At 69.7% G+C, this 15,664-nt stretch carries 7 protein-coding genes; 1 reads left to right on the top strand and 6 read right to left on the bottom strand.

What is annotated here, in order from left to right; all coding sequences use genetic code 11:
- Nucleotides 1-626: 626 nt before the first annotated feature.
- Nucleotides 627-1,577 (bottom strand): RsmB/NOP family class I SAM-dependent RNA methyltransferase, encoded by a 951-nt coding sequence (locus tag AC5LSR_RS01145; RefSeq protein WP_250282082.1) that lies wholly within the window; start codon nt 1,575-1,577, stop codon nt 627-629.
- A 1,034-nt stretch (nt 1,578-2,611) separates the two neighbouring features.
- On the opposite strand from AC5LSR_RS01145, the gene AC5LSR_RS01140 reads away from it, so the two are divergent.
- Nucleotides 2,612-4,621, top strand: a complete 2,010-nt coding sequence (locus tag AC5LSR_RS01140) for an ABC transporter ATP-binding protein (RefSeq protein ID WP_250282081.1) — start codon at nt 2,612-2,614, stop codon at nt 4,619-4,621.
- 28 nt (nt 4,622-4,649) lie between these two features.
- On the opposite strand, the gene AC5LSR_RS01135 is transcribed toward AC5LSR_RS01140, so the two are convergent.
- The 5 genes from AC5LSR_RS01135 to rplJ form a co-directional block, all read right to left on the bottom strand.
- Entirely contained in the window at nt 4,650-5,279 is a 630-nt protein-coding gene (locus AC5LSR_RS01135) for a Uma2 family endonuclease (RefSeq protein ID WP_250282080.1), read from the bottom strand.
- A 260-nt stretch (nt 5,280-5,539) separates the two neighbouring features.
- Nucleotides 5,540-9,433 carry a DNA-directed RNA polymerase subunit beta' gene (locus tag AC5LSR_RS01130; protein ID WP_250282077.1) on the bottom strand — a complete coding sequence of 1,298 codons (3,894 nt, stop codon included), beginning with the start codon at nt 9,431-9,433 and terminating at the stop codon, nt 5,540-5,542.
- Between the two features lie 291 nt (nt 9,434-9,724).
- The gene (gene rpoB, locus AC5LSR_RS01125; RefSeq protein ID WP_250282074.1) at nt 9,725-13,147 is read right to left on the bottom strand and encodes a DNA-directed RNA polymerase subunit beta; all 3,423 of its coding nucleotides are present in this window, start codon (nt 13,145-13,147) and stop codon (nt 9,725-9,727) included.
- A 1,115-nt stretch (nt 13,148-14,262) separates the two neighbouring features.
- Nucleotides 14,263-14,652, bottom strand: a complete 390-nt coding sequence (gene rplL / locus AC5LSR_RS01120) for a 50S ribosomal protein L7/L12 (protein ID WP_250282072.1) — start codon at nt 14,650-14,652, stop codon at nt 14,263-14,265.
- Nucleotides 14,653-14,919: 267 nt separating this feature from the next.
- A complete protein-coding gene (gene rplJ, locus AC5LSR_RS01115) occupies nt 14,920-15,492 on the bottom strand; it encodes a 50S ribosomal protein L10 (protein WP_250282070.1) in 573 nt (190 codons plus the stop codon).
- Nucleotides 15,493-15,664 lie beyond the last annotated feature (172 nt).

Raw genomic sequence — 15,664 nt, 5'->3', positions numbered from 1 at the left:
CGGCGCTGCGGGCTCCCCTTGAGCGCCGGGGTCTTGGTCTTCTCGACCTTGTCCTGCCGGCCCTTGCGGACCAGCTGCTGGATCGTCGGCAACGCCGCTCCCGTTCCTCTTCCGTTCCTGCCGGTACCTGCCGTCATCTCATCTGTGTCCGACCCACGCTGTCCGACCCACGCGGTCGGGCGTGTCGCGACCCCCGGGAACAGCCCGACAACTGGGACGGTCTGCCATGGGAGTACGCCCGCCCGCCTTGGTGAAGGCCGGGCCACCCTCGGCACCACGGGCCCGGCAGGACGGGCCACGGTGCCACGGGACGGCCATGGGATGGCGCAGGACACAGGTCAACCTTGCAACGCACAGCGCCGCAGAAAGCGAGACTACAGACCCGTCGACGGCTGTGTCGAATCGGGGTACCCCACGTGCCACTGGTAGCCGGATCCCCCGCGCTGCCGGAACCGCCGGAACCGCCGGCAGCAGCGGGATCTTCGGCGCGCATCCCCTGGTCGACGATGCCGCACAGGCCGTTTGTTGTGATGGCGGCGTCCATCTGATGTGACAGCGTTGCTGGATGGTGCGCGGGCCGCTGCCCCCGGCAGCTTGGCCGGCCCGGCGGTTCCAGCCCGGCGGCGTCAGTCCGGCAGCTTCCGCAGCTTGCAGACGAAGAAGCCCTCGAACGCCGGGCCTGGCAGGATGCGCCGGGCGTCGGCGAGCGCCGGATGGAAGGTCTCGGTCCGCCAGTGGCGCAGGCCTGGCCGCCACGCGTCCGGCGCGGAGCCGTCGATGTCGACCTCGATCGGGCACACCTCGACGGGATGGTGGCGCAGCAGGTAGCTCAGCGGCGCCTCGTTCTCCTCCGGGCCGAACGTGCAGGTGGAGTACACCAGGATGCCGCCGGGACGCAGCAGCCGGCAGGCCGCCACCAGCATCTTGCGCTGCAGCCAGCCGTAGTCGGTCACCCGCTGCTCGGTCCAGTACCGCAGCGCCGAGGACGACCGCAGGTCGACCAGGCCCTCGCCGCTGCACTGGGCGTCCAGCAGCACCCGGTCGAAACGCTCCGTTATGAACTTGTCGGCGTACTGCGCCGGGTGACAGCTCGTCTCGGCCAGGCGGACGTGGAACTGCCGGGTGACCGCGCGCAGCTTCTCCAGCCGGGGCGCGATGCCGTCGTTGGCCCACAGCCGCGCGTCGTTACCGACCAGTGCCGCGATGTGCGCCGTCTTGCCGCCCGGCGCCGCGCACAGATCGATGATCGATTCGGCGGGCGCGGGCGCGAGGGCCAGCGCCGGCACCAGGCTGGAGATGTTCTGGATGTAGGCGTGACCGCCGCCGAACACCTCCGAGCCCGACAGCACCCGCTTGTCGCCGCGCAGGAGGTAGCCGTCGGGGCACCAGTCGAGCGGGTCGAGGACGAGCCCGAGATCCCCGATGGCGCGGTGGACCGCCGCCGCACCCAGCGGTGAGAGCCGGTTGACCCGGACGCCGGGACGGCGGTCCAGGCAGAGCCGCTCGACCACCTCGGGCTCGGCGAGCTGGAGGATCTCGGACAGCCGCCGTACGAACAGCGCCCGCTTCCGGCTCACCCAGCCCCCCGCCACGTCCTGCCCGCGCGCCACCACGGGTACGCCAGCCCGGCGACACCGCCGCCGCCGCCAAAATACCCACCGCGCACCCACAGCGCGGCCGGGCCCCACCCAGCCACGGCATACCTGGTTGACACCTGGTGATACCTGGCTGTAACTGGCCGGTGACCAACCGGCACCTGGCCGCGGCGGCCGGGCCCCGTCCAGCCCCGGCGCCGGTGGCGGCCCTGAGATATCCGCCACATCGGGTGCACGGGGCGTCACATACGAAGCGTCGCGGGCTCGACCGGACGAGACGCGGCCGGGACCACCGGCCTCACGCCAGGCATACCGCCGCCGGCGGGATGGCCGCAAACGCCCGGCCGGCGGCCACACCCCCCGGGCCGTCCGATTACCGACCACGGCGGTGTACAGCAGCCGACGAACCGCTTTTCCCGGGCCGCCACCGGCCAGCCCGGCCGCCCCTGCCGGCGCCCCCGCCACCTGCGAAAACACCGCGGACCGGCCGGCCGGCAAAAAATCCGCCGGCACGTCACAACCTTTGTCGCAGCGCACATGTCGTGCTCGAGACCGAATACCCGAGTACCGCGAAATCTGTGAGCCGATTCATGATGTTGAATCCTTGCCCGGTAATCGGCGCCCCGATAACTTCGGCTTTGCCACCGCCACGTCCAGCCGATCCCGATGGAGGACAAATGTCTAGTTCCTTCCCCTTTCCCAGCCATACGGAAATTAGCTCGTCAAGCGCTTTCGGGCTGGTCATAGAAATATCCGACGCCGTCGAGATATCCGTCTTCCGCGGCACCGAGGAAATCCCCGGGAAAACCCCTCCGGTATGGCCGGACACCCGTGCCGGGCGGTGGGAAGAAGACCACGGCGACCAGCCCGTGAGCACCCGCCCCGGCCCGGGCGACGCCGTCAGGGCGGATTCCGGCACCGCTGTCGACACGGCCCCCGACAGCGCTGCGGACGCAACCAGAACCACGCACCGCGACGACTGACCCCCACAACCGGCACCAGGCAGGCGGCTCACAATGACGACATCTCGCCGGTCGTCCACCGGGACCAACAGGTGGACCGGGCAGCCGGCCCACCAGCAGACCTCGGCGGAGACGGCATTCCCGAAGACCACCGCCGGTGTGTCCTGGCTGTACGGGCGCCTCTTCGCCTGGCTCACCGGAAATCCCGCGGCCGCCCGCGTCGAATATTTCATCCGGGACCAGAACAGGGCGGCCGCCACACACGCCGCTCTTTCCCTGCTGGGCTCGTCGGCCCTGGTGGCCGCTCCGTTCGCGATCCGGGACCTGATCGACAGCTGGCTGCTGCTGCTGCGGACGGACGGCATACTCCTCCCGGTCATCCTCATCCTCGGCGCCTTTGTGCTCAGCGCCGTGGTGTCGGCCCTGCGATACATACTGGTCAGTTATTTCAGCGAGAAACTCGCCCTGCGAATCCGGCGCGACCTGTACCAGCACGCGATCGCGCTGCCGTTCCCCCACGTCGCCCGGGCCCGGCACGGGGACGTCGTCGCCCTGTTCACCATCGACACCGCCAGGGTGCGCGCGGCCGCCGCCGTCTGCCTGCCGGCCATCGCGACCATGGCGGTCGAACTCGTCGTAGCCGGGGTGGTCGCCTGCCTGCTCCAGTGGCGTCTCGCGTTCGCCGTGGCCGTGATCGGCGTGGTCCCGCTCGTCCTGCTGCGCCTGGTGCGTGAGCGCGTCCGGGCCATCTCCCGGGTGGAAGGCGAACGGCTCAGCCGGCTGGTCGATCATCTCATCGAGCTGACCGGGCCAGCGGGAGCGCTGCACCTGCGCGCCTTCCGCGCGCAGCACACCGGCCAGGAGGAGTTCGACCGGCTGGGCGCGGCCATTGCGACGGCCGCTCGCACCCGCGTGCAGGTCTTCGCCCGCCTGCAGCTCATCGCCGCGGCCAGCTCGGTGCTGGCGACCATGACCGTGATCGGGCTCGGGGTGTGGCTCACCCTGAACCAGACGATGACGGTCGGCACCTTCGTGGCCTTTCTCAGCGTGCTCCTGCTGGCGTTCCGTTCCATCGCCGGCTTCGCCGACCTGCGTACCCAGCTCTTCGACGGCGAGGCCTCCCTCGTCCGCATCCTGGATTTCCTCGACATCCCGCTGGGGACGGCGCCGGCCGGCGGCCGCAGCAACGTCAGGCCGCTGACCACGGCCGACCGGCCGCATCCACCCAGGGACAGCACGCCACCGGCGGGCCCGGCGGCCACCGGCTCCGAGGACGCCGGACGGCCACCGGTCCACGGCGATCTCGTCCTGGAGAACGTCTCCTACTCCTACGCGCCCGGCGTGCCCGCCCCCAGGTGGGCGCTGCGCGGCGTCGACGTCGTCGTGGGCCGCGGCGAGATGGTGGCCGTCGTCGGGTTCAGCGGCGCCGGGAAGACCACGCTGTGCCATCTCGCCAGCGGCCTGCTCACCCCCACCAGCGGGCGTGTCCTGCTCGGCGGCTGCGACGCCGGCGGGCTGTCCCCCGCCGCGGCCCGGGCCGCGGTCGGCCTGGTGTCGCAGGAGCCGTTCGTCCAGCGTCGCAGCGTCGCCGAGAACCTCCGCTTCGGCAGCCCGGCCGCGGCGACCGACGAGCTGTGGGCCGCGCTGGAGGCGACCGGGCTGGTCACGCTCGTGCGTTCGCTGCCGGAGGGGATTCACACCCCGCTGGGGCACAACGGCCACCAGATCTCCGGCGGGGAGCGGCAACGGCTGTCCATCGCCCGCGTACTGGTCCAGAACCCGCGGACCGTCATCCTCGACGAGGCGACGTCGAACCTCGACGCGCTGACCGAGGACCTGCTGCGCGCCTCCCTGGAACGTCTGCTCGCCGAGCGAAGCTGCCTCGTCGTGGCCCACCGGGCGACGATGACCGTTGCCGCCGACCGCATCTACGTGCTGGAGAACGGCACGGTGATGGAGGCCGGGCCACACGACCGGCTCGTCCGCAGCGGCGGTGTCTACGCCCGGCTGGCCCGCGGCCCGGCCGAGCACGCCCTGCGGAAGAGCAGGAACGGCGTCCGGTAGAGGGGCCAGCGGAGGAAAGCGCCGGTGGTCAGAAGAGCAGGTCGTCCCAGTCGACGGTGACCGGGATCGGGTTGGTGACCTCAGGCGCTCCGCCGGCCTCGTCCTTCATGAACGTGCCCAGGTGCTTGTAGAGCAGGGTCGCCCGGTCGAGCGCGTAGCGTTCGATGCTCGTGACGCCGTCGTTGTCGAGCCGGGTGATCCAGTAGTGCGCGATGCCGGCCCTGGCGTATTCACCGAGCTTGTCGGTGGTGTCCTGGGTCTCCGAACCCGGCAACACGATCTCGATGACGAGCAGGGCGTGCTCCGCGCGGAGACGTTCGCCGGCCGCGCGGTCGAGACAGCGGTAGAGGATCACATCCGGGCGGCGGTTGAGCAGCGGGATGTCACGCAGCCGGAGATCGACGTCATTGTTGACGGCCAGGCATCCGTGGCCGCGGGCCATCGCGCGCCGTGCGTGCCGTTCCAGCAGGTTGGCGAGGCGACGGCCGGCGGTCTGATGATCCGGAGTCGGCGCCTCACAGAAGACGACGTAGCCGTCGACGATCTCGATCGCCCTGGCGATCTCCTCGGGCAGCGCCTCGTACTCCGCGGCGGTCACCCGCGCGGGCTGCGGCTGTATACGGAGCAGCCAGCTGTCCTCCGGCAGTGCCGTCGTCATCGCCGTCTCCTCCTCGGCATCGTGCCGATGCGGTGCTCCCCTCGGCATCGTGCCGATGCGGTGCTTCCCTGGTGCAGGCCGGCAGATCTACCCGGCGCTGTCCAGCGTAGTGCCGTACCAGGCAACGTCTGCCCTGTTGACCGATGGCCAGGCGCGAGGCCGGATCCACACAGCAACGCGGCCCGGGTGAACGTCCGGCAGGGACGCCCACCCGGGCCGCCTGGAGCACTTGCGTGGCAGGAACTACCGGGTAGCGAGAACTACCGGTAGTCGCCGCCGGTGCTGCGGTAGTCGAAGTCGTCCAACGGGACGGCCTGGCCGCTGCCGGTGCCGAACGCGCCGTACTCCACGGTCGCGCCCTCCTCGTAGCCGCTGACCGAGTACACCGACGCCCGTGCCTCCTCGGTCGGCTCGACCCGGATGTTGCGGTACCGCGAGATGCCGGTACCCGCCGGGATGAGCTTGCCGATGATGACGTTCTCCTTCAGGCCGACCAGCGAGTCCGACCGGGCGTTGATCGCGGCGTCGGTGAGCACCCGGGTCGTCTCCTGGAAGGATGCGGCCGACAGCCACGACTCGGTCGCCAGGGACGCCTTGGTGATCCCCATCAGGACCGGACGGGCCGAAGCCGGCTGGCCGCCGGTCTCGACCACCCGACGGTTCTCCTCCTCGAACCGGGCCCGCTCGACCAGCTCGCCCGGCAGGAGCGTGGTCTCCCCCGACTCCAGCACGTTCACCCGCTTGAGCATCTGCCGGATGATGATCTCGATGTGCTTGTCGTGGATCGACACACCCTGCGAGCGGTACACCTCCTGCACCTGGTCGACCAGGTGGAGCTGCACCTGACGCGGGCCGAGGATGCGCAGCACCTCGTGCGGGTCGACCGCGCCGTCGACGATCTTCTGACCGACGGCGATGCGCTGGCCCTCCTCGACCTTCAGCCGCGACCGGCGGGAGACCGGGTAGGCGATCTCCTCGCTGCCGTCGTCGGGGATGACCACGACCTTGACGGTCTTCTCGGTCTCCTCGATGCGCACCCGCCCGGAGACCTCGCTGATCGGGGCCTTGCCCTTGGGGGAACGGGCCTCGAACAGCTCCACGACACGGGGCAGCCCCTGGGTGATGTCGTCGCCGGCGACGCCACCGCTGTGGAAGGTACGCATCGTCAGCTGGGTGCCGGGCTCACCGATGGACTGGGCGGCGACGATACCGACGGCCTCGCCGACGTCGACGAGCTTGCCCGTGGCCAGCGACCGGCCGTAGCACTGCGCGCAGACACCCATCCGGGCCGCGCAGGTGAGGGCGGAACGCACCTTCACCGACTCGATCCCGGCATCGATGATCTTGCTGATGACCACGTCGCCGAGGTCGGTGCCGGCCGGTACCACCACGTCACCGGCGGCGTTCGCCGCGTCCGAGGCGAGCGTGCGCGCGTAGGCCGCGGTCTCGGCGTAACGGTCGCGGACGAGCACGCCGTCCGCTCCCTTGCGCGCGATGCGGGTGGCGATGCCGCGCTCGGTGGCGCAGTCGTCCTCACGGACGATGACGTCCTGGCTGACGTCGACCAGACGCCGGGTGAGGTACCCGGAGTCCGCGGTCCGCAGCGCCGTGTCGGCCAGGCCCTTGCGGGCGCCGTGCGTGGAGATGAAGTACTCCACCACGCTCAGCCCCTCGCGGAAGTTCGCCTTGATCGGACGCGGGATGATCTCGCCCTTGGGGTTGGCGACCAGTCCGCGCATCCCGGCGAGCTGCCGGATCTGCATCATGTTCCCGGCGGCCCCGGAGTTGACCAGCACGGCGACCGGATTGGTCTCCGGGAAGTTGGCCTCCATGGCCTCGGCGACCTTGTTCGTCGCCTCGTTCCAGATCTGGACCAGTTCGGCGCGGCGCTCGTCGTCGGAGAGGAAGCCTCGGTCGAACTGCTTCTGCACTCGTTCGGCCCGCTGCTCGTACTCGTCGAGGATCTGCGCCTTGTTCGGCGGCGCGACAACGTCCTCGATCGCGACGGTCACCCCCGAGCGGGTGGCCCAGTAGAAGCCGGCGCTCTTCAGCGCGTCCAGCGTCGCGGCCACCTGGATCTTCGGGTAGCGCTCCGCCAGGTCGTTGACGATCGCGGCCTGGGCCTTCTTGTTCATCAGGTAGTTCAGGAACGGGTAGCCCTCGGGGAGCGCCTGGTTGAGCAGGCAGCGGCCGAAGGTGGTCTCCAGGGTGAACGGGTCGCCGGCTGCCCAGCCGGGCGGCGGGGCCCAGTCCAGCGGCGGCGTGGTGTCGCGTAGCCGGACCTTGATCTTCGCCTGTAGCTCGATCTCCCGCGCGTCGAAGGCCATCTGCGCCTCGGCCACGCTGGAGAACGCCCGCCCCTCGCCGCGGGCGCCCACGGCCAGCCGGCTGAGGTGGAACACCCCGGTCACCATGTCCAGGCTCGGCATGGCCAGCGGACGCCCGGACGCCGGCGAGAGGATGTTGTTGCTCGACAGCATCAGGATGCGCGCCTCGGCCTGCGCCTCCGCGGACAGCGGCAGGTGCACGGCCATCTGGTCCCCGTCGAAGTCCGCGTTGAACGCGGTGCAGACCAGCGGGTGGATCTGGATGGCCTTGCCCTCGACGAGCTGCGGCTCGAACGCCTGGATGCCCAGCCGGTGCAGGGTCGGCGCGCGGTTGAGCAGCACGGGGTGCTCGGTGATGACCTCTTCGAGCACGTCCCAGACGACCGGGCGGGCCCGCTCCACCATGCGCTTGGCCGACTTGATGTTCTGCGCGTGGTTGAGGTCGACCAGCCGCTTCATCACGAACGGCTTGAACAGCTCCAGGGCCATCTGCTTGGGCAGGCCGCACTGGTGCAGCTTGAGCTGCGGGCCGACGACGATGACCGAACGGCCGGAGTAGTCGACGCGCTTGCCCAGCAGGTTCTGCCGGAACCGGCCCTGCTTGCCCTTGAGCATGTCCGACAGCGACTTCAGCGGACGGTTGCCCGGCCCGGTCACCGGCCGGCCGCGGCGGCCGTTGTCGAACAGCGCGTCGACGGCCTCCTGCAGCATCCGCTTCTCGTTGTTGACGATGATCTCGGGCGCGCCGAGGTCGAGCAGCCGCTTGAGCCGGTTGTTCCGGTTGATCACCCGGCGGTAGAGGTCGTTGAGGTCGGACGTGGCGAACCGGCCACCGTCGAGCTGCACCATCGGGCGCAGGTCCGGCGGGATCACCGGGACGCAGTCGAGCACCATCCCGTTCGGGGAGTTGCGGGTGTTGAGGAAGGCCGAGACGACCTTGAGACGCTTCAGCGCCCGGGCCTTCTTCTGCCCCTTGCCGCTGCGGATGGTCTCCCGCAGCGACTCGGCCTCCGCCGCCAGGTCGAAGTCGACGAGCCGGCGCTGCAGGGCCTCCGCCCCCATGCCGCCCTCGAAGTACTGGCCGAAACGGTCCCGCAGCTCGCGGTAGAGCAGCTCGTCCGGCTCGAGGTCCTGGACCTTCAGGCCCTTGAAACGGTCGAACACCCGGCCCAGATCGTCGATCTTCCGCTGGGCGCGGTCGCGGATCTGGCGCATCTCGCGCTCGGCCGCCTCCCGCACCTTGCGCCGGACGTCGCCCTTGGCGCCCTCGGCCTCCAGCTGGGCGAGGTCGGCCTCCAGCTTCTTCTGCCGGGTCTCGACGTCGGCGTTCTTCTTGTCCTCGAGATGCTGCTTCTCGACGGAGATCCGGGCTTCGAGGGTGGGCAGGTCGCGGTGACGCGCGTCCGCGTCCACGCTTGTGATCATGTAGGCGGCGAAGTAGATGACCTTCTCAAGGTCCTTCGGCGCCAGGTCGAGCAGGTAGCCGAGCCGGCTCGGGACACCCTTGAAGTACCAGATGTGGGTGACCGGCGCGGCCAGCTCGATGTGGCCCATCCGTTCCCGACGCACCTTGGCGCGGGTGACCTCGACACCGCAGCGCTCGCAGATGATGCCCTTGAAACGAACGCGCTTGTACTTACCGCAGTAGCACTCCCAGTCCCGGGTCGGGCCGAAGATCTTCTCGCAGAAGAGCCCGTCCTTCTCCGGCTTGAGGGTACGGTAGTTGATCGTCTCCGGCTTCTTGACCTCGCCGTGTGACCACTGGCGGATGTCGTCCGCGGTGGCGAGGCCGATGCGCAGCTCGTCGAAGAAGTTGACGTCGAGCACGTGTCTTCTCTCTCTGCCGTCTGGCTGCCCGCTGTCGCCGGCAGGTGTTCGTGCGGATGGCGGCGGCGGGGGGCGTGGGCCGTCAGTTTGTCCAAGGTCGGCGGGGGTGCCGCGACACGGCCGGGGCCCGGAGGCTACCGGCTGCCGTGTCCCGGCCGTGTGGTCCGCGACCGCGGCGGCGCGGGGGCGGCGGCTCCAGGAGGATCATCCTGTGGTCCCCATGGTCCCCATGGCCCCCTGGTCGCGCCGCCTCCGGCCGCTGGCGGTCACCCGGCCGCAGACCACTACTCGTCAGACCTCCTCAACGCTGCTCGGCTCCCGCCGGGACAGGTCGATACCGAGTTCCTCCGCGGCGCGGAAGACGTCCTCGTCGGTGTCACGCATTTCGATGGAAACGCCGTCGCTGGAGAGGACCTCGACGTTCAGGCACAGTGACTGCATTTCCTTGATGAGCACCTTGAAGGACTCCGGGATACCGGGTTCGGGAATGTTCTCGCCCTTGACGATGGCCTCGTAGACCTTGACGCGGCCGAGAACGTCGTCCGACTTGATGGTGAGCAGTTCCTGCAGGGCGTAGGCGGCACCGTAGGCCTCCAGCGCCCACACCTCCATCTCGCCGAAACGCTGCCCACCGAACTGCGCCTTACCGCCCAGCGGCTGCTGGGTGATCATCGAGTAGGGGCCGGTCGAACGGGCGTGGATCTTGTCGTCGACCAGGTGCAGCAACTTGAGGATGTAGATGTAGCCGACCGCCACCGGATACGGGTAGGGCTCGCCGGTCCGGCCGTCGAAGAGCTCGGCCTTGCCGCTGGACCCGATGAGCTGGACGCCGTCCCGGTTGGGCAGCGTCGAGGAGAGCAGACCGGTGATCTCCTCCTCGCGGGCGCCGTCGAAGACCGGAGTGGCCACGTTGGTGTTCGGCGGCGCCTGGTCCGCCCGGATGCCGCGCAGCCGTTCCTTCCACTCCTCGGTGCCCGTGTCGACCTGCCAGCCGGTCTTGGCCACCCAGCCGAGGTGGGTCTCCAGGATCTGGCCGATGTTCATCCGGCGGGGCACACCGTGCGGGTTGAGCACGACGTCCACCGGGGTGCCGTCGGAGAGGAACGGCATGTCCTCGGCCGGCAGGATCTTCGCGATGACGCCCTTGTTCCCGTGCCGCCCGGCGAGCTTGTCACCATCGGTGATCTTGCGCTTCTGGGCGACGTACACCCGGACCAGCTCGTTCACGCCGGGCGGCAGCTCGTCGCCGTCCTCCCGGGAGAACACCCGGACCCCGATGACCTTGCCGGACTCCCCGTGCGGCACCTTCAGCGAGGTGTCGCGGACCTCCCGGGCCTTCTCACCGAAGATCGCGCGCAGCAGCCGCTCCTCCGGGGTCAGCTCGGTCTCGCCCTTGGGCGTGACCTTCCCGACCAGCACGTCACCGGGCGAGACCTCGGCGCCGATACGGATGATGCCGCGCTCGTCGAGGTCGGCGAGGACCTCCTCGGCGACGTTGGGGATGTCCCGGGTGATCTCCTCCGGCCCGAGCTTGGTGTCCCGGGCGTCGACCTCGTGCTCCTCGATGTGGATCGAGGACAGGACGTCGTCCTGGACCAGCCGCTGGGAGAGGATGATCGCGTCCTCGTAGTTGTGGCCCTCCCACGGCATGAAGGCGACCAGCAGGTTCTTGCCCAGCGCCATCTCGCCGTTGTCCGTGCAGGGGCCGTCCGCGATGACCTGGCCCGCCTCGACCCGGTCCCCCTCGTCCACGATGGGCTTCTGGTTGATGCAGGTGCCCTGGTTGGACCGGCGGAACTTCGCCATCCGGTAGGTGCGCCGGGTGCCGTCGTCGTGCATGACGGTGATGTAGTCGGCGGAGAGGTCCTCGACCACGCCGGCCTGCGCGCAGACGACGACGTCACCGGCGTCCTTGGCCGCGCGGGCCTCCATGCCGGTGCCGACCAGCGGCGCCTCGCTGCGCAGCAGCGGGACGGACTGGCGCTGCATGTTCGAGCCCATCAGGGCGCGGTTGGCGTCGTCGTGCTCGAGGAAGGGGATCATCGCGGTGGCGACCGACACCATCTGCCGCGGCGAGACGTCCATGTAGTCGACCTCGTCGGGCGGGATGAACTCGACCTCGCCGCCCTTGCGGCGGACCAGGACCCGGTGCTCGGCGAACGACCCGTCGGAGCTCAGCGGCGCGTTCGCCTGCGCGATGACGTGCCTGTCCTCCTCGTCCGCGGTGAGGTAGTCGATCTTGTCGGTGACCCGCCCGGCCACGACCTTGCGGTAGGGCGTCTCGACGAAGCCGAACGGGTTGACCCGCGCGAACGTCGACAGCGAACCGATCAGACCGATGTTCGGCCCCTCCGGCGTCTCGATCGGGCACATCCGGCCGTAGTGGCTGGGGTGTACGTCGCGGACCTCGAAGCCGGCCCGCTCCCGGGAGAGACCACCCGGGCCGAGCGCGGACAGGCGCCGCTTGTGGGTGAGGCCGGCCAGCGGGTTGGTCTGGTCCATGAACTGGGAGAGCTGGCTGGTGCCGAAGAACTCCTTGATGGAGGCGACCACCGGCCGGATGTTGATCAGTGTCTGCGGCGTGATCGCCTCGACGTCCTGGGTGGTCATCCGCTCCCGGACGACCCGCTCCATCCGGGCCAGGCCCAGCCGCACCTGGTTCTGGATCAGCTCACCGACCGTGCGCAGCCGCCGGTTGCCGAAGTGGTCGATGTCGTCCACGTCGTAGGACTGGTCCCTGCCGGCGTGCAGCTGGACGACGTACTCGATCGTGCGGACGATGTCGTCCTCGGTGAGCACGCCGACGTCGTGCGGAACGTCCACCTCGAGCTTCTTGTTCACTTTGTAACGACCGACCTTGGCCAGGTCGTAGCGCTTCGGGTTGAAGAAGAGGTTCTCCAGCAGTGTCTGCGCGGACTCACGGGTCGGCGGCTCACCCGGGCGCAGCTTGCGGTAGATGTCGAGCAGCGCGTCGTCCTGGCTGGAGGTGTGGTCCTTCTCCAGGGTCACCCGCATCGACGGGAAGTCGCCGAACCGCTCCAGAATGCGCGCCTCGTCCCAGCCGAGCGCCTTGAGCAGCACGGTCACGGACTGGCGGCGCTTGCGGTCGATACGGACACCGACGGTGTCCCGCTTGTCGACCTCGAATTCCAGCCAGGCACCCCGGGACGGAATGACCTTGCAGGAGAACAGGTCCTTGTCGGAGACCTTGTCGATGGTCTTCTCGAAATACACCCCAGGGGAACGCACGAGCTGGCTGACGACGACCCGCTCGGTCCCGTTGATGACGAACGTGCCCTTCGGGGTCATGAGCGGGAAGTCGCCCATGAAAACCGTCTGGCTCTTGATCTCACCGGTGGTGTTGTTGGTGAACTCGGCCGTCACGAACATCGGGGCCGAGTAGGTCATATCCTTGTCCTTGCACTCCTCGACGGAGTACTTCGGCGGTTCGAAACGGTGGTCCCGGAACGACAGTGACATCGAACCGGAGAAGTCCTCGATCGGGGATATCTCCTCGAAGACCTCTTCGAGACCCGACGTGACGGGTACGTCGTCACGTCCGGCGTCGATGGCTTCCTGGACCCGTTCCGCCCACGCATCACTGCCGATCAGCCAGTCGAAGGACTGGGTCTGCAGGGCGAGAAGATCGGGGACCTCGAGAGGCTCAATGATCTTTGCGAACGAGATGCGGGAGGAGGTAGGCGAGGCGGCCAAGGTGGTCCTTCCGGTGGCCTGATCGTCGGGCTGGTGGCGCTGTGGCTTCCTTGATACGGCTTCCGGCAGCACGGGAGAATTCATGATCGCGTCGCCTTCGGCCTGCTGGAGAACAATCCGACGTAGGGGTGGTCGGGTGATCAGTGTCTCGCTACGGTTGTGGTGACTGTCGGCGGGGGTAGTCCAACAGGGTGCACGGGTGGCTCACGAACGCAGGCAGACGCGACACGGGCGTCAGCGAGTAGTCCGTCACGACAGCTTTCGGACGGGGACCTCCGCGTGGGATGGTCGTCCTGTACCGGTGACGTGGCGGCGCTTCGGTGGCGGATTGCGATCAACGGTCTCGCTCGGGTTACCTCGGTCGTGACGTCTGTCTGGACGGTCGCGCCCGGTGGGCGCGGCTGCACAGGGACTGAAGCCGTACGCGGGCTGGCACCGTCGCATACCTCAAGGAGCAGTGAGCGCACGACGAAAGGACAGCCCAAACGAGCAGTGTAGCCGATGGCTGCACTGCTGACAAGGCTGACCGCAGGGCCAGCTCCGGAAAGGGCTAGTCCTGAAGGCTGAACTCCTGAAGGCTGAGCTCGAGGCCGGCCAACGGAGACCGCCCGGCGGAAGCCGGTCAGCCGATGCTGGCTGACGGAGGCCGCCCGACGGGTGTGGGTCACCGCTTCGGAGATGATGGAACTCCGTCCCGGGTAAGGTCGTCAACCGGTTGCGAGGTAATGAGCGCGAGGAAGTCCGTGGCGCGCCCCGGCCGGGCCCGGTACGTGGCCCGCGCGCCCGGGCGGGACGTCCGGCCGCACGAGGCGTGGCGGGGCTCCCCACCCGGCCCGTCTGCGCGCGGCCGGGCCGACGGCCGCGACAACCGGCCCGGGCGCGACCGGCCCGGGCAGACGCTCGGCAGCCCGTCCGACGGGCCCCGGCGGCCTCGGCTCCGCTGCCGGAGCGGCCCGAAGCGACAGGGCACCCGAAACGGCAGGGCACCCCGAAGCAGCGGAGCGGCCCGCGCCGACGGGGCGGTCCGAAGCGTCAGGACAATCCGAGCCAACCACGCGGGCCGTTGCCCTCTCGTCTCCGGGGAGGGAGAGGGCAACGGCCCGCGGGCGTCATGGCTACTTGACGGTGACCGTGGCGCCGGCGCCCTCCAGGGCTGCCTTGGCCTTCTCCGCGGCTTCCTTGGTCGCCTTCTCCAGCACCGGCTTGGGCGCCCCGTCGACGAGGTCCTTGGCCTCCTTCAGCCCGAGGCTGGTCAGCGCGCGGACCTCCTTGATGACCTGGATCTTCTTGTCGCCGACGGACTCGAGGATGACGTCGAACTCGTCCTGCTCCTCGGCGGCCGGTGCCTCGGCGGCCGGCCCCGCGGCGCTCGGCGCGGTGACCGCGACCGGCGCGGCCGCGGTCACCCCGAAGGTGTCCTCGAACTGCTTCACGAACTCCGACAGCTCCAGCAGCGTCATCTCCTTGAACACGTCCAGCAGCTCGTCGGTCGACAGCTTCGCCATGATGGCGGTCCTTTCATCGTGGTGGATCAGGAAGTCCGGCCGGGCGTACCGCGTCAGCGGGCCGAAAACGGCGCGGCCGCCGCCCGTCGGGTCACTTGTGGCTATGTGTCATTACTGGGGATTACCGGGGATCACCGGGGACCGCTTGGCTCGCGGCTCCCGGGGACGGGCCGGCCGGCGCTCGTCGGCGTCGGCCCCACCAGCCAGGCTGGCCGGGTAGCGGGACGCGCCGGGCTGTACGTGGCTGGCGCTCTACTCGCTCGCCTTTTACTCGCTCGCCTCGGCCGGGGACGCATCGGCCGCCGGCTCCTCGGCCACGGGCGCCTCCGCCTCCCGCTTGGCCCGCAGTGCCTCGGCCAGGCGGGCCGTCTGGGACAGCGGCGCCGCGAACAGGCCGACCGCCTTGGCCAGCGAGCCGTTGAGCGCACCGGCGAGCTTGGCGAGCAGCACCTCGCGCGACTCGAGGTCGGCCAGCCTGCGGATGTCCTCCGCCGACACCGGCCTGCCCTCGACGACCCCGCCCTTGACCACCAGGGCCGGGTTGGCCCGGGCGAAGTCACGCAGGCCCCTGGCCGCCTCGACCGGGTCGCCGGTGACGAACGCGACCGCGGTGGGGCCGACCAGCAGCTCGTCCAGGCCGTTGATACCGGCCTGCCCGGCGGCAATCTTGGTGAGGGTGTTCTTGACCACCGCGTACTGCGTGCCCTCGCCGAGCGAACGGCGCAGTTCGGTGAGCTGGCTCACCGTCAGCCCGCGGTACTCGGTCAGCACCGCCGCGGACGCGCCCCGGAACGAGTCTACGATCTCCGTTACCGCGGCGACCTTTTCCGGCTTCGCCATCGGGCTCCTTCATGGGGTCTGGCCGGTCGTCCGAAAGGTGCCGCAGACGACGAACGCCCCGGCGCAGGCGCGCGGGGCGTACCGACCGGGGCGAAACAACGCCGTCCCCGGGCAATGCTCCCTCACCTGCGCGGGCCGTCCGGTGGCTCCGGAACCTTCGGCCGCCCCACGA

Source organism: Protofrankia sp. CiP1_Cm_nod4, assembly GCF_982290645.1.
The sequence above is the reverse complement of the archived record's forward strand: the minus strand, read 5'-3'. Positions and strand labels throughout refer to the sequence as shown.